Origin of the sequence: Streptomyces sp. NPDC005794 (assembly GCF_042871445.1) — a bacterium.
In the GTDB taxonomy this organism is placed as follows: domain Bacteria; phylum Actinomycetota; class Actinomycetes; order Streptomycetales; family Streptomycetaceae; genus Streptomyces.
On sequence record NZ_JBIAIN010000012.1, the window covers coordinates 245,736 to 260,444 of the forward strand.

The 14,709-nt window shown below is 68.0% G+C and carries 16 protein-coding genes; 2 read left to right on the forward strand and 14 right to left on the reverse strand.

Features of this window, described 5'->3' with window-relative positions; translation table 11 throughout:
- Positions 1 to 33: 33 nt before the first annotated feature.
- From ACFYQ5_RS21185 to ACFYQ5_RS21250, 14 genes are all read right to left on the reverse strand, one after another.
- A complete protein-coding gene (locus ACFYQ5_RS21185; protein ID WP_389199416.1) occupies positions 34 to 780 on the reverse strand; it encodes a 7-carboxy-7-deazaguanine synthase QueE in 747 nt (248 codons plus the stop codon).
- Positions 777 to 1,187 carry a 6-pyruvoyl tetrahydropterin synthase family protein gene (locus tag ACFYQ5_RS21190; RefSeq protein ID WP_389199417.1) on the reverse strand — a complete coding sequence of 137 codons (411 nt, stop codon included), beginning with the start codon at positions 1,185 to 1,187 and terminating at the stop codon, positions 777 to 779. Before ACFYQ5_RS21190 ends, ACFYQ5_RS21185 begins: the two co-directional genes overlap by 4 nt.
- A 59-nt stretch (positions 1,188 to 1,246) precedes the next feature.
- Positions 1,247 to 1,714 (reverse strand): DUF6082 family protein, encoded by a 468-nt coding sequence (locus tag ACFYQ5_RS21195; protein WP_389199419.1) that lies wholly within the window; start codon positions 1,712 to 1,714, stop codon positions 1,247 to 1,249.
- Positions 1,715 to 1,787: 73 nt separating this feature from the next.
- Positions 1,788 to 2,363: a DUF6624 domain-containing protein gene (locus ACFYQ5_RS21200; protein ID WP_366533141.1), complete on the reverse strand. Its 576-nt coding sequence runs from the start codon at positions 2,361 to 2,363 to the stop codon at positions 1,788 to 1,790.
- Positions 2,360 to 2,932 (reverse strand): hypothetical protein, encoded by a 573-nt coding sequence (locus ACFYQ5_RS21205; RefSeq protein ID WP_389199421.1) that lies wholly within the window; start codon positions 2,930 to 2,932, stop codon positions 2,360 to 2,362. Before ACFYQ5_RS21205 ends, ACFYQ5_RS21200 begins: the two co-directional genes overlap by 4 nt.
- A 74-nt stretch (positions 2,933 to 3,006) precedes the next feature.
- Positions 3,007 to 3,423, reverse strand: a complete 417-nt coding sequence (locus ACFYQ5_RS21210) for a DNA-binding protein (protein WP_389199423.1) — start codon at positions 3,421 to 3,423, stop codon at positions 3,007 to 3,009.
- Between the two features lie 238 nt (positions 3,424 to 3,661).
- Positions 3,662 to 4,915: an acyl-CoA dehydrogenase family protein gene (locus tag ACFYQ5_RS21215; protein ID WP_389199425.1), complete on the reverse strand. Its 1,254-nt coding sequence runs from the start codon at positions 4,913 to 4,915 to the stop codon at positions 3,662 to 3,664.
- 87 nt (positions 4,916 to 5,002) lie between these two features.
- Positions 5,003 to 5,569, reverse strand: coding sequence for a GAF domain-containing protein (locus ACFYQ5_RS21220; RefSeq protein ID WP_389199454.1), 567 nt, complete (start codon positions 5,567 to 5,569; stop codon positions 5,003 to 5,005).
- Between the two features lie 74 nt (positions 5,570 to 5,643).
- A complete protein-coding gene (locus tag ACFYQ5_RS21225) occupies positions 5,644 to 6,225 on the reverse strand; it encodes an ATP/GTP-binding protein (protein ID WP_389199427.1) in 582 nt (193 codons plus the stop codon).
- A gap of 52 nt (positions 6,226 to 6,277) precedes the next feature.
- Positions 6,278 to 6,691: a DUF742 domain-containing protein gene (locus ACFYQ5_RS21230; protein WP_366533147.1), complete on the reverse strand. Its 414-nt coding sequence runs from the start codon at positions 6,689 to 6,691 to the stop codon at positions 6,278 to 6,280.
- On the reverse strand, positions 6,688 to 7,206 hold the full coding sequence (locus tag ACFYQ5_RS21235; protein WP_366533148.1) for a roadblock/LC7 domain-containing protein: 519 nt from the start codon (positions 7,204 to 7,206) through the stop codon (positions 6,688 to 6,690). The genes ACFYQ5_RS21230 and ACFYQ5_RS21235 overlap by 4 nt, the downstream gene beginning before the upstream one ends.
- A gap of 70 nt (positions 7,207 to 7,276) precedes the next feature.
- A complete protein-coding gene (locus ACFYQ5_RS21240; protein WP_389199429.1) occupies positions 7,277 to 8,797 on the reverse strand; it encodes a sensor histidine kinase in 1,521 nt (506 codons plus the stop codon).
- A gap of 43 nt (positions 8,798 to 8,840) precedes the next feature.
- Positions 8,841 to 10,724, reverse strand: coding sequence for a glycoside hydrolase family 15 protein (locus ACFYQ5_RS21245; RefSeq protein WP_389199431.1), 1,884 nt, complete (start codon positions 10,722 to 10,724; stop codon positions 8,841 to 8,843).
- 224 nt (positions 10,725 to 10,948) lie between these two features.
- Positions 10,949 to 11,446: a DUF6415 family natural product biosynthesis protein gene (locus tag ACFYQ5_RS21250; protein WP_389199433.1), complete on the reverse strand. Its 498-nt coding sequence runs from the start codon at positions 11,444 to 11,446 to the stop codon at positions 10,949 to 10,951.
- 189 nt (positions 11,447 to 11,635) lie between these two features.
- On the opposite strand from ACFYQ5_RS21250, the gene ACFYQ5_RS21255 reads away from it, so the two are divergent.
- Entirely contained in the window at positions 11,636 to 13,024 is a 1,389-nt protein-coding gene (locus ACFYQ5_RS21255) for a Tat pathway signal protein (RefSeq protein WP_366533152.1), read from the forward strand.
- A gap of 72 nt (positions 13,025 to 13,096) precedes the next feature.
- Positions 13,097 to 13,594, forward strand: coding sequence for an SAM-dependent methyltransferase (locus tag ACFYQ5_RS21260; protein ID WP_389199435.1), 498 nt, complete (start codon positions 13,097 to 13,099; stop codon positions 13,592 to 13,594).
- Positions 13,595 to 14,709: the final 1,115 nt, after the last annotated feature.

Below are 14,709 nucleotides of genomic sequence, written 5' to 3' on the forward strand. Positions count from 1 at the left end.
CTGGGGAACGGATGGGCATGGTGGCGCGTGCGGTCAGCGGCCTCGGGCGTCCGCGAAGGCCAACACGTGTAGCCGGGTGGTGAAGTGCCAGTGCCGGGCCGCGACCGCGTCCGCGAGGACCCGAGTGGTCGCGGTGATCGCCTCGGGGGTGGTGCCCTCCGGCATTACCCACACCGGTGCGAGCCGGTGGGCGTCGGCCAGTTCAGCGATCCGGTCGAGGTCAACCACCGTGGAAGCGACGAACTTGAACGCCGACCGCCCGGAGGCCACGAACGACTCCAGCGCGGCGGGGACGATGCTCTTGGTCTCCTCTACGCCGAAGCTGGCGAGCTTGGGCGAGACGTTGAACCGGATCCCGTCGGCCATCAGCTCGGGAGCGGGCGCGATGGTGCCGTTCGTCTCGAACTCGACCCGCTTGCCGGCTGCTGTCAGCCCCCGCACGAGAGGCACCAGCCGCGCCTGCTGGATCAACGGCTCGCCGCCGGTGATCACGACAAGCCCGACCGGCGAGGACTGCGCCCAGGCCACCAGGTCCGCCACGGACCGCTTCGTCGACTCCTTGCGCGGGTCGAACCTAGACCAGTCCCAGGTGTACTTCGTGTCGCATTTCACGCAGGTGAGGTTGCACCGGGACAGGCGGATGAACAGCGCCGGGTGTCCGCAGCTCGGTCCCTCGCCCTGGAAGGTTGGAACCTCGACGCCGAAGCACTCCGCGATGATCAGGCGGGATTCGCCTGCGTCAGCCGTCGGTTCGTCGGTGATCGTTTCGGATGCGGTCACTGTCCCTCCACATCGAAGCGGGCCCAGCTGCTCTGGGTCTCGCGGACCAGGACGGCGACCAGGCGGCCGGGGACGGTGGGTTGAAGGTTCTGGATGAACCAGCCGGTCAGGAACTGGGCCAGGCGCTCCGAGGTCGGTTCGAAGGGAAGAATCTCGTGCAGGTTGTGATGGTCGAGTTCGACGTCCAAAAACCGTTTGAACGGAGCGAGCGCCCCGAAATCCGTGACGAATCCGGGCTCCTCCAGCGCAGAGGCGGTGAGGATGACCTCGACCTCATAGCTGTGTCCGTGCTGGCGCGAGCACTTGTGCTCGTCCGGCAGCCCGGGAAGCCGGTGACCAGCCTCGAAGCTGAACGTCTTTCCGATGGTGAAATCGCCGGGCGGTAGGGGAACAGCACTGAAGTCCATCAGTTTCCTTCGCGAGTTGTGGGCGAGGCTGCTTGCGGCAGGACGAGGCAGCCACTTCTTCAGGCGGCTGCGGGGTGTTCGTGCGAATGGGCTTGCGCGGCCCGGCTCAGGGCGTCCGCGAAACGCTCGGCACGCTCGTCGCCCTCAGCCTCCTGGGCGCGAAAGTCTCCGAAACGGGCCCAGTACCGCCTGTAGACGTCGCTGTTCATGACCATCGAGGCGAAGAACGGCAGTCTTTCGTCGCGGACGAAGCCCAATCGGTCGCGCAGGCTGAGGGAGCAGATGAGCTGGTTGGCCTGCAGTAGCTGCATGTACTCCTGGACGTCCATGTCCTCGGGTGCCCAGAGCTTGGCGAGGCCGGGATTGGTGGACAGCTGCGCCAACCAGTCGAGCTGGTTCCGCGCAACGATCGCTTCGTTCCGCTCGCCCTGGTGCCGCGCGTCCTGCCGGAGCCTGGCAGCTCCGACCGCGGCAGTGGTGAGGGAGACGGCAGCGCCGGCGGCGAGAACAGCGGTGGAGAGCTTCATACGTCAACGGTCCGTTTCAGGTGAGTGGGCTCTGGGGTGAGTCGGAGCGATGGAGTGGGTTGGACTAGCTGGGTCATGCGACCTGCGCGAGCACGACGGTCGAGGAGTCGGTGGCATGGCGATCCGGGGCGAACCGACGGCGCACCGTTTCCAGGGCGACGGCGCTTGGTGACAGTCCCACGGAGGCCCTTCGCTGGTCCACGGACTCCGGCGCACGCAGCGGGCACAGCGCAACCGCTGTTGCCTTGAGGCGCAGTTGGGTCCCGAACTCCTGCGGGTGACCGCTGTTGACCAGTGCGCGGTCGTGGAGGTGAGCCCAGTGCTGGATGCGCGCGTCGCCGTCCTGCACTGCCCGATCTAACAGGGTGGTGGCCGCCCGCTGGAGATCTGGTTCGTCGTCGGCGTGAAGAGCGAGGCTCCATGCGGCACGTGCCGCATCGGCGCCGACGAGGCGGTGGCCGGGCCAGTCATACTCGCTCAGGATTTGGCGCAGCACCTTGGTGTCGGCGTGGTCAGCGTGGCGGTGTTGGCCGAGCTGCACGGCATCAAGGTAGTTCCGTAGGCGTTTGGCCCGGCGCTCCGCCGACTGCGCGGCGCGGGCGATGAGTTCTCGGGCGAGGTCCGGCCGCAGCGGTTCGGTGGTTGTCATGTGACGCACCAGCTGCCTGCGGCGGGCTGAGGATCGTGCACATGGCAGCCGATGAGTGCGCTCAGCCCAGGCCGGTGCTCGGCGGCGAGTTCGAGGCGAGCGACTCGCTCACCGTCCCGGCCGATCCCTGGGTCCCGCACCTCCCAGCCCATGTCGGTGAGCCGACGAAGGAAGGGGGCGATCGGGTCAACGTCAAGGGGGCTGCGGGCCAGGGCCTCGGCCCGCACGAGCGGTACGTCGAGCCGCGCGGCGAAGTCAGAGGCCCACAGCGTGATCAGCCGGACGGTGTCGTCGGAGCAGTCGGGCAAGGTGTGGACGCTGCCCAGGTAGAGGCACGGGCCCTCGCCCCATCCGAGGTCGGGTGCGAGCTGCGGGATCATGCAGGCCAGCAACAGCCCGCCCTCGAACAATCCGGCAGGCCACGCCTGCGGGTCGCGGTACAGGGCCGGGGAGTCGGCTCGGGCGGGCATCGGCAGGCCGCGCACAGTGAGCCAGCGATGGCGCTCCTGGACGAGGGCTGCGGCCTCCTTTCGTTCGGCGCCCGTGCACAGGGTCCGTATCTCGTACACGGCTGGTGACTCCGGCGTGCGCTGATGTGGGGGTGTGGGGGATGGCGTGGTGGCCGCGGAAGTGGGTGAGGTGTTCAACGGCTCGCTCCGCTCTCCACTGTGCCGGTCGTCCGATTACCCAGAAGGCCCCCCGCGTGGGCAAGGGTCACGAGCTGGGTGGCATCGACCGCCCCGGTCTTGTCGAGCAGTTCGTCGTGTGCGGATCGGAGGTCGGCAGGGGCGATCTTTGCGGCGAGGGCGATGTCACGGGGGGTGCTGTGCTCAGCGACCGCGTGCAGCAGCAGCCGTTGCTCCGGGCTGAGATCGGGCGCTGGCTGGCCCGTCGGGGGTGGGGTGACCTGCTGAGCTGCGAGCAGGAAGTGCGCGAGCACCGGGGGCTTACAACGGGGCGGGCAGTGGACGCTCGCCCGGATATCGCGAACGTACTGGCGAATGGTGTGGTCCGTCAGTCCGGTCTGCGTGGCGATGTCCCTGGGGGATAGGCCGTTCATGAGGTGTTGAGCGACGCGCTGACGAGTGGGATTTAAGGGTGTGATCGGTGCGTTGGTTGTCATGTCCGGAGTCCAAGGGAGGGCAGCCGCAGGGGTGTTCCACCGCTGTGGCGGCTAGGCGAGCTTGAGGGGCAGGACGGTCGCTGGAAGGGTGTCGCCGGCCCCCGCGGGGGACGGGGGCCGGCGACACGGGCCCGCGCGCGGCGGTGGGAATTCACGGGGTGCCGCGCGCGGGGGTTCATGCGGCGGTGGGATCGGGTTGTGCCTGGGCGGTTTCGGCGGCGAGGCGTTCGGACCACTGGATGTGGTCTTCGTCGAAGGCGGCGTCGGCAAGGCGTATGCGCTGGACTTCACCGGTCCCGGCCGGAGGGTAGGTGTGCTGGATGTCGCGCCACAGGCGCTGGAGGACGTAGTCGCGGTCCAGAGCCTGGGCACCGTGCAGTTCCATGGCGTCCTGAACTGACTGCATGGCCCACTGATGGCCCAGGTACTTCGCATTGATCAGGTCGGCGTCGCAGGACAAGCCCTGATCGAGAAGGTGTACGGACTGGTAGGCCAGGATGCGTGCGGCACGCAGGCGGGCTTCCATGTCACCGACCCGCCCCCGCAGGACCGGCAGATCGGACAGGGCGCCCTGGTAGCGGGGGCGTGCATTGAGGCGCGCAGTCGTGGTGGCGACGACCCTTTCGTGGATGCCGAGGCTGACGGCGGCCAAATTGGGACGGCCGTACAGGATGCTGCTGCTCTGCGCCACGCTCAGTCCTTGGCCGATCTCTCCGATCACGTTGTCCGCGGGGACGCGGACCTGGTCGAGGTCGAGGTGGCCGGTGGAGAAGCCGTGCAGGCCAAGGGCGGGACGGTGGTCGGAGACGGAGAGCCCGGGGCGGCCGGATTCGACCATGAAAGCGGTCAGCGCCTGCGGGGTACGTACGCCGGGCTCGGCGGTCCGGGCGACGACGAGGTGGGCTCCGGCGAGGTGGCTGTTGCCGATGTGGGCCTTGGTGCCGGTGATCACCCATTGGCTGCCGGTGCGCTCGGCGGTCGTCTCGATGCCGCCGATGTGCCCGCCGGCGGCCGGTTCGGTCACGGCGATCGACAGAAGCAGCGAACCGTCCGCCACCTGCGGCAGCCAGCGGACCTTCTGCTCCAGGGTGGCGAAGTGCAGCAGGGCACCGACGGGGATCAGGGTGGCCTGCAAGATGGCTGCGGCAGCCGCCGAGACGCAGGCGATGCGGTGGATCAGGACCGTTTTGGCCACATGGCCGGCGCCCAGACCGCCGTACGCTGCCGGGACGGTGATGGCAAACCACCGCCGAGCGGCCATCAGATCGGCGACTTTGCGCTCCACCCTGCCCGGAGCGGCCTCCATCCGTACGGCGCGCGGCGCGACGTGCTCGGCGGCGAAGGCGTCCGCTTCGTTCCACAGCCGTTCGTGGCGGGCGGTGAGATAGGGGCGCAGCGCCGGAGGTGGCGCGGTGGGTGTGGCGGTCATGGTCGTCTCCCTCTCCCTGGGTGAAGGTCGCGCGGTGGAGCGGCCGGGGATCGCTTGCGGCTCCCGGGTGGGGGCGGTGGAAGGCGTCTAGCGGACGGGCGTATGGGCGATGTGGTCCATCACCTGTGTGCCGGCGTTGATGACGATGTCTCTGAGCCGTCGGGCCTCACTCAGGGGCCGCTTCTCCGGGTCGATGACGCAGACCGTGCCCAGCACGGTGCCGCTGTCGTGGATGAGCGGTGCGCCGAAGTACGAGCGGATTCCGACCGCGTCGACCACGTGGTTGCCGCTGAAGCGCGGACTGGCGTGCACGTCATGCAGCGGCAGGGCCTTCTTGCGGGCCACGACCTCCGGGCACCAGCCGTGATCGTGGCTCATGGTGCGGCCCACAATGACGTACCCGCTGTCCGCGGGCGGCTGGTGCAGCCCCACGAAGGTCTGCTCCTCCAGGAACAGATTCACGAACCCGTACAGGAACCCTGCCTGCTCGGCCATGTCGCGCGCCAGCTCGTCGAAATCCCGGCTGGCAACGGTGGATACGCCCAGGCGCTCCAGCAGCTCATACCGCTGCGTCAGTTCGGTCACTCGCTGGGCCTGCGGGCCGGTTATGGACGCACCGGCCGGGAGGGACAGCCCTTGGGAGGTGTCCCGCATGCCGCGCTGCGGCAAGGGCAGCGCGGGCGAAGCGTCCTGCACTACTGGGTAGGGGTTTTTGTTCACATATGACATCAGGCGTCCTGGAGGGTGGTGGTGGGTGTGGGCTGAGCTGTGCCTGCTGTGTTCTTTACGGCGTGGTCGACGAGGGTCAGCAGGATGCCGGCGACGTTCATCGCATCGCGGGCGTCACAGGGGACCACCGGTACGGAAGAGGGAAGTTCGAGGGCGGCGCGGACGTCTTCAGGGCGGTGGCGATGTGCTCCGTCGAACTCATTCATCGCCACGACGAAGGGCAGGCCGATGTCTTCGAAGAAGCTGACGGGGGTGAAGCTGCTTTCCAGGCGGCGGGTGTCGACCAGGACAATCGCCCCGACGGCGCCGCGGGCCAGGTCATACCAGAGGTCGACGAACCGGTCCTGGCCGGGCGTGCCAAACAGAAACAGCTCCAAGGGCTTGGGGCCGGGCAGGCTGAGGCGACCGAAGTCGAAGGCGACAGTGGTGGTCTGCTTCGCCTCGACGCCCTCCAGGCTGTCCACGTCCGCGCTCGCCTCGGTCAGGTACTCCTCGGTGCTCAGCGGGGTGATCTCGCTGACCGCGCCCACGGCGGTGGTCTTGCCTACTCCGAAGCCTCCGGCGATCACGACCTTCAGCACGGTTGGTGCACCGGTATGCGGGTGCGACGCAGTCCACGGCCCTCCTACGGGGTCATCCGGCTTGCGGGTAGGCGATGGCATCGGGCCACTTCCTTTTCAGGGCCGTAGAGAGGGCCGCCAGCAGTTGTGTGGAGGGGCGTGCGTCCGCGTCCGTGTCCGTCGCGGCATAGGGGGCGGTGACGGGGATGACGAGGGCGTCGGCGTCCAGGAGGTCCGAGACGAGGATCTTGACGACGGTGACGGGGCGGTGGAGTCGGCCCGCCAGCTCGGTCACCGACCGCCGGTGCTCCCGACACAGGGCGAAGATCTCTTCGTATTCTTCGGTCTGGCCCGGGCCGGGCCGTCCGGTGCCGGCATCCAGCACAGTTTCCAGGCTCAGGAGGTGCTTGGGCCGGGTGCGACCGCGCGTCAGCGTGTAGGGCCGCACGAACGTGAGATCTTCGGCCGCTTCGCCGGGTGTGCTCACCGGATCTCCTCCTCGGTGCCGACGCGGACGGGGATCTGCATGTGGGGGGCGAACTTCTGTACCAGCCGGGCTGTTTCGAATCCGACGTTGCCCGCATCGGCGTCCGTGGTGGCGACGACAGCGAGGATTGTGTCCACCACGCCGCGGCTGCCGGGGTGGTGGTCGAAAGCTGTGCTGTGACCGGCGCTCTGGATGAAGAACAGACAGTCGTCTCGCTCGATGACGACCTGCCTGGCCGGCCGCTTCTGGTGCGTGGGGCCGGTGATGTTCGCCGCGAGTGAGGCCATTCCGGCGATGGCGGCCGACAGCTCGTCTGCCCAGTCCTTGTCGACGTCGCTGTCCAGCAGCCGCAGCCCGTCCCGCGACAGCAGAACGGCGTGAGTGACGCCCGGAACCTCGGCGGCGAAATGCCTCAGCAGCCAGAGCATGTCGCTCCGCCTACCGCTCGCCGTCCGTTCCAGCTCCGGCGCGGAGGCGCCTCCGGCCACGTTGGTCATCTCAGGGTGGGTGCTCATGGGTATCACTCCAGAGGAGGGAGGGCCGTCGGATATGTCCGGGGCCGCGGGAATGCGGGATGGATGCGTGTCAGTGCCTGGTCTGCCCGGCCGCATCGGGGGGCGAGCTGGCGTTCCCGCCGGCTTGCATGCCTTTGCGGAAGGCGCCGGCGAGTCCGGGCCTCGCCGCAGTCGCGGGGGCTTGCTCTCCCTCGTGCGGCGGACGGAACGAACCCGTCTGACGAGTGCGCCGGGGAAGGACGGGCACAGGAGCAGGGTGATCCGCTTCACCGGCTGACGGTGCCCCTGTGACGGTCGGGCGTCTGGCCTGACCCGCCGAGGCGTCGGTTATTGCAGCGGCTCGCCGTGACGGGGGTGCGGAGGGATGTGTTTCGCGGTGGCGGGCGCTCGTGTCCCCGAGGGGAGTAATAGCTACGAGGAGTCGGGCCGGTATGACGACCAGGGCGGTGGTTCCTCCTGTCACATTCTCCTGCAGGAGGACGGACAGCCCGTGTGACTGGGCGATCTTCGCGGCGACCAGCAGACCGAGCCGGCCCTCTCGCACCTGGCCGCTGACGTCGACCTCATTCGGGGCCATGAGCAAGTGGTTCATCTGCGCGCGGGCCTGCGGATGCATAGGGATGGCCCGGTCCTCGACCTCGATCGCCAGCCCATTCGAGACCCGCTGCGCACGTACGGTCACCCTCGCTGCCGGATCGGAGCACTCGCACGAGTTCTCGATCAGCTCGGCCAGCAGGTGCGTCAGGTCCGGGCCGACATGTCCCGGAAGGCCCAGCTCAGCACCCACGGACCCGGCCGCGACCACCACACGCGGATACTGCACCACTTCGGAGACCGCGCCGCGCAGCACAGTCGTGACGGGGACAGGTCGGCGCGCACTGCGCAGGGACTGCCCGCCTAGCACCGCCGTACTCTCCACCTGACGACGCATCCGCGTCACGAGGTGATCGATCTCGAAGATCTTCGCCAGCAGCTCCGGATCGTCGGTCAGCATCTCCAGCTGAGTCAGTGCTTCAAGCGCCTTCCCGACCAGGGCGTGCTCCCGCATAGCCAGACGGCGCAGCACGTCCAGGAGGACGACGGACTGAGACTCCTCATGCACGCGTATCAGCGACGCGATGGCCTGTCCCTGAAGTGCGCTCAATGCCTTGTTGATCTCGGCGTTCGGTGAACTGGCCGACTGCGGTGCCCGCATGTCCGGTAGCGGCGGGCGTCCTCCGCGGCACAGCTCGTCCGCCGACCACTGCACCGACTTCTCGACGACCGCCGCTGCCCCTATGACCGCCGTCAGCGCTGTTGCCTGGCGCTCCTCCATGGCTGCCTGCACGGCCTCAGCGACCGTTCGCGCTCCGCGAGCCGCCACCAGCGCCACTCCGGCCAACCCGAAGACAAGGCCGGCCAGGAGCCAGCCGGGACCTGCTGTGGACATCGACCAGAGGACAAAGGCGGCGCCCAGCAGCGCGGCCAGGAGCACCAAGGGCACGGCCACGGCCCGGCGGACTCGGTGCAGCGTGATCGGATCGATCCGTGAAGGCCGAAGTCTGCGGTGGCCGGGAGTGGCCGACCGTGCCAGGAAGGCGCTGTCAGGCATGGGAATCCTTGTCAGGGGTGGGATGGCTAGGCGTGCTGCGGTGTCAGGTCTGTGCAGGTTCGGGGCGTGCTGCTGTCCGTGAGCGGGGCGTCGAAACCGTGCTCCCGTCTGCCGATTGGGAGGGGTGGTTCGCCAGCTGCTGAAGGAGCCGGGCGCTCTGAATCAGGCCCATGTGGCTGAACGCCTGCGGAAAGTTGCCGAGCTGGCGCTGCTGCACAGGGTCGTACTCCTCGGCCAGGAGCCCGAGATCGCTACGCAGGGCTAGGAGGCGGTCGAACAACTTGCGCGCCTCGTCGAGGCGGCCGGTCAGGGACAGGGCATCGACGAGCCAGAAGGAGCAGAGGACGAAGGTGCCCTCGTCGCCGGACAGGCCGTCCACCCCGGTGTGGTCGCCGCTGGTCGGGTACCGGCGCACGAGTCCGTCCGCCGTGGAGAGTTCCCGACGTACCGCGTCCACGGTGCCGATGACACGGGGATCGTCGGGAGGAAGGAAGCCGACGCTGGGGATAAGCAGAGTGGAGGCGTCCAGTTCCTGGGAGCCGTACGACTGGGTGAAGGTGTTGCGCGCCGGGTCGAAGCCCTTGGCACACACCTCGTGATGGATCGCCGCTCGCAGCTCGATCAGGGCGACCAGGTCCATGTCGAGCGCGCCGGCTTCGACTAGGCGGATGGTGCGGTCGACCGCTACCCAGGCCATCACTTTGGAGTGCACGAAATGCTGGCGTGCCCCGCGGATCTCCCAGATCCCCTCGTCGGGTTCCTGCCACCGCTGTGCCAGATGCTCGACGAGTCGCCGGTGCAGCACCGCGGTGTCGGCGCAGTGGGCGACGCCGCTCTCGTGCGCGAGGTACAGAGTCTCGATCACCTCGCCGTACACGTCGAGCTGGAGCTGGTTCGCCGCTCCGTTTCCGACCCGCACAGGGGCGGAGCCCTCGTACCCGGGCAGCCAAGGCAGCTCCCGTTCCCGCAGATCGCGCTCCGCGGTGATTCCGTACATGATCTGCAGGTTCTCCGGGTCGCCGGCCACGGCTCGCAAGAGCCATCGGCGCCATGCCTGCGCCTCTTGCCGGTAGCCGGTTCCCAACAGCGCGGCCAATGTGGTGGAGGCGTCACGCAGCCAGGTGAAACGGTAGTCCCACTGTCGTTCCCCGCGGATCTCCTCCGGGAGCGACGTGGTCGGCGCCGCAACAATCCCCCCGCTCGGCCCGTACGTCATCGCCTTCAGCGTGATCAACGACCTGACCACGGCCTCACGGTGGGGCCCCTCGTAGGAGCATTCCCGCGTCCAGTCCTCCCAGAAGGCGAGCGTCGCGGCGAGTGCGGCCACTGGATCCGGAATCTCCGGCGCGGCTGCGTGGGAGGGGCACCAACTGAGCACGAACGCCACGCTCTGACCACCCGCGACGGCGAAGGCGCTGACGAGGACGCCGTCCTTCTCCACCTGCCGGACACCGGTGTCGAGCCACAGTGCGTCCGCGCCGGCCTCCGCGACCATGCGCCCGCCGACCTCATGGATCCACGGGCTGACGCTGCCGTATCCAGGTCGCGGGCGCATGGCCGAGACCATCTCCACCTCGCCGGCCAAGCCCTCGACGATCCGGATCACCTGCGGCTCGCCGTCGCGCGGCGGCATGAAATCGAGCACCCGCACCGAACCGGTCGGGGTGCACCACACCGACTCCAGGACGAGCGAGTCACCGCGGTACCGGCGCTCGGCGGCCACTTCGGAGCCGGGTTCGCCAGCAGGCGAGGCCGGAGCGATCTGCCAGGAGCCGTGTTCCTGCGTGCCGAGCAGGCCGGCGAAGACGGCCGGGCGGTCGAAGCGGGGCAGGCACAACCAGTCGATCGACCCGTCATCGCAGACGTGGGCACTGGTCTGCATGTCGCCGATCAGGCCGTACTGCTCGATACGTGGAAGGCGCGTCATCGTGAGAATCTCCGTAGACCCCGCAAAACCGGGGGTGATGTCCGGGCCGCCTCAGCAGCCAGCAATGATGGGGAGGAGGCACTCGGTAGCTACCGCAGGGGGCGTCTGTTTTGCCTCGGCGTAGATTCCTCGACCCGCGGTGTGGCGGGTTGCTCAGCCGTCTTGGAGAACCAGCCACTCCGTCGGGCTGAGAATCAGCGCCGTTTAAACTGCCCCGAACACGGTCACCTCCGGGACACCGATGCGGCGAGAACCAAGCAGGCGAAGGCAAGCGCGAAGACCGAGCCGCGCAGGATGTTGAGCGGCGGCTTCCCCCAGCGCCGTCGGCGCGGAGACTTCGTCGCGGTGACCACCTCGTGGGCGCGCACGACAGTGATCAGCGCCTGGGTCGCCGTGGCCAGCTCGACCAGATGCACCCGGCTGGGCACATAGCCATCGGGGAGACCGTCCGAGCAGAGCCGCTGCGCACGTAGCAGGGTCGGCTCGCGCGACGAAGTCAGGGCTCCGAGCCGGCCGACGTGTCCTCGCAGCCGCAGAGCGAGGTCCTCCACATCGGCCACAGTTTCGGGCAACGGCGAGTCCTTGCCCAGTACGAGCATCACCGTCTCCGTCGCGGAAACCGTCTGGTCCCGGGGCAGGCCCGCCTCACCCAGCAGGTGGCTTCTCCGGCCCGGGCCACTGCTTCGGCGGGACGCCCGACGGGGAGCCAGTAAAAGACGCATGACACAACTCCTGTACGTTCCAAGGCAACTTGAGCGAGTGACGCCACGCACTGTCGTCGAGCGAGGTGCATGGTGAGTGATACGGCCGCTACGTTGAGCGAACCGCGAATCCCTTCCGAGGGGTATGCCTGCGCGGCCGTCAAGGCCGTCAAAGGCGTCAAAGATCATTCCGGACCTGAGGGGCAGTCCATGGCCCGTGAGCGAAACACCGCCCTTGCCGCGCTCCTGCGCGAAGCGGGCTGGTCCCAGCCTCAAGCCGCTGGTGCGGTCGCGCGCGTTGCCGCAGAGAGCGGTGCGCGCGAGCTGGAGGCCATCTCCCGCTCCCACATCGCCATGTGGGTCCAGGGCACCAAACCCAGCGGACGAGCGCCTCATATCCTGCGTGAGACGCTGTCCCGCAGGCTCGGCCGCCTCCTCACCCTGGCCGACCTCGGACTGGAAGACGGGCCGACAGGCACGACCGACAGCAGTTCCGACTGGAGCGTCGACCCCCTGACCGTGCTGGCCGAGCTGGGAAGCGACGATCTGGACATGCACCGACGCAAGCTGCTGGCAACCACCGCATACTCGGCCGCCGGCCTCGCCCTGCCTTCCGCCTCGTGGTGGGCAGCTGCCCCGGCCACGGCGGCAACGCGCAAAGCAGTCTCTCCCCGCCGGGTAACCCAGGCCGACATCGACGACGTCCGTAGCCTGACCACCTTCTACTCCGCGCGCGACCAACAGCGCGGTGGAGCCTCGGGACGCTCCGCCCTGGCCGGCCATCTCCGCGACGAAGCAGTACCGCTCCTGGGCAGCAGCTTCCGAACCGAACAGCACCGCCGGGACACGTACTCGGCCGTCGCAGAGATGACCTACCTCGCCGGCTGGATGGCGTTCGACGCATCCGAACACCGAACTGCTCAGCGCTACCTCACCCTGGCAGCACGCATCGCGGCCGAAGCCGGGGACGGACCACTGGGCGGCCACATCCTGCGCGCCCTTGCCCATCAGGCGGTCGACCTCGGGCTCCCACGCAGAGCGCTCGACCTGGCCGATGCCTCCATGTCCCGCACCCACTACGGCCAGGCCGGCTTTCGGGAGAAGGCTCTGCTCGCGATCGTCCACGCCCGCGCCCTGGCCGCCGACGGCGACCGCCCCGGCACCCTCGCGGCCATCAGCCGCGCGGAGAAAGACCTCGCACACGCCGACACCCAGGACGCCCCCGACCGCGTCGGCTTCTTCCAGGAAGCCTCCCTCGCCCACGAGACCGCCTGCGCCCTCCGGGACCTGGGCAACCCCCTCGACGCGGAGAGCCACTTTCAGCACAGTGTCGCCACCCGCCGTCGGCAGCAATTTGCCCGCACCCACAGCGTGACCCTCGGCTACCTCGGCGCCGTGCAGGTCCAGCAAGGACGTCTCGATGAGGCATGTGGCACGTGGGGGCGAGCACTCGATGCCATGGCTGACATCCAGTCCGGCCGCGCCCGTGACGTCATCGTCCGCATGCAGAGCGACCTCTCGCCCGTTCGACAACGCGGAGGTCGCCACGTTGCCGAGTTGGACCGCCGGGCACGGGAGATGCTGCGGGTCATAGGCTGACCGTGGAGCAGGCCCGTTGCGTCGCGTGACGGCTGCAGGATGCGAGATTCTGAGTGAGGGGAACGATTCCTAATGGCGACGTACGAGGTCGAGTCGATTGCAACGGTGGTCGGGGGCCACACTCGCGTTCAGGACGACTACCAGGGCGGGATCGAATCTGTCATCAGACTCAACGACGCGTACCCCCTCGAGACATTGCAGGGCATCGAGGACTTCTCCCACCTGACGGTGACGTGGCGCTTCCACATGGCGCAGCCGGAAGACGTCCAGTTGCACGCGCGCAGCCCACGGGGAAATCCGAGGTGGCCGGCGACGGGTACGTTTGTCCACCGCAACCATCGGAGGCCCAACCAGCTGGCGACCAGCTACCCGCGGTTGCTGAAAGTGGAGGGACGGGATCTCCTGGTGACGGATCTTGACGCCGTCGACGGGACACCGATTATCGATTTGGCGCCCTACTTCAAGGAGATGGGACCGCGAAGTGAAGTCCGTCAGCCGACTTGGCCGGGCGAGATGCTCTCCACATACTGGCTTGACGCCTCGGGACGTCCGCAGCCCGACTCCCCGTGATTTCCTGACGGTGGTGCGGTCGAGACGCGACCGGCAGCCGGATGCTGTCCAAGCTGATGCCGGGCCGGAGCCGGGACCGGAACTTTGGCGGGAACCTGAGTCGGGACGAACTTCAGGAACTGAAGGGGCTCGACCGTTGCCGTGAGAACCGCTGAGCCGGGTTATCGCGGTACAAGCGCCTTTTGGGGAAAGCCTCTGAAACCGTCGCGCGGGTGACGGGGGCAGTGTGTGAGGGGGTTCGATGGAGAGCCCTGCCCCATTCATACAGCCCACGATGGATGGCGGGTCCGTGATTGATCGTGAGAACATCCCCCGGAGGCTGAGAACGCCCGGCTGGCGACCGCTGACACCGATTCCTACACGAGGCGCTGCTCAGTGAGACCGTGAACCCAATAGTTCGCTGCGTGAGCTCGTGGCCAGGCCATCCAGCGAGAACTTCTGGCCGTCTGGGCAAATACCCCGCAGGCCGGGCACGCCCCGATCGCGGGGCGAGGTCCGGATGCCTGAAGCACGCAAGGACCCCCATGCGCGGGTGAGGTGCTGCCCAACGTGGCGGGAGGCTGATGTGATGCTCCAGCTGTAGATCATGATCTTCACGTGGTGGCCGCTGTTTGGCATCATCAGCAGGTGGTGCGCGTCTCCTCTGCGCCCCGGTTGCGATACAGCCAGGCGGTGCCCGGCGCGATGGCCCCGGTCAGGGGATCTAGACCCGAACACGCGGAGGACACAGCTGCCTCGGGTTCGAGGTCGGTAGGCAGCATGGCCTCTGCCTCGTTCCTTCGGGGCCCCGGTTGGCTAGATCGCACCTTTTCCCGGTTACTTGTTTCACTCATGGATGGTTGCCGCGAGCTCCTTCATTGCGCTCTTGAGTCGATGCTGGTGCCGCAGGTGCATGACGTGTGTGTCGAAGCGAGGGAGATGAAGCCGTGCTGGCTTGGGGACCAAGGCTGGGGACCAGTGCCCGGTACATGCAGCTGCCCGCCACATCGGCGAGCAGCTGGTCTGTGCTGAAGCGCAGTCCTGAAGCTTCCCCTTGATCGTGAACACCTGGAAACTGGGACCTGAGTGGTTCCAGAGGAAGCAGTGACCAGGTGGCAAGCAAGTACCAGAAGCGG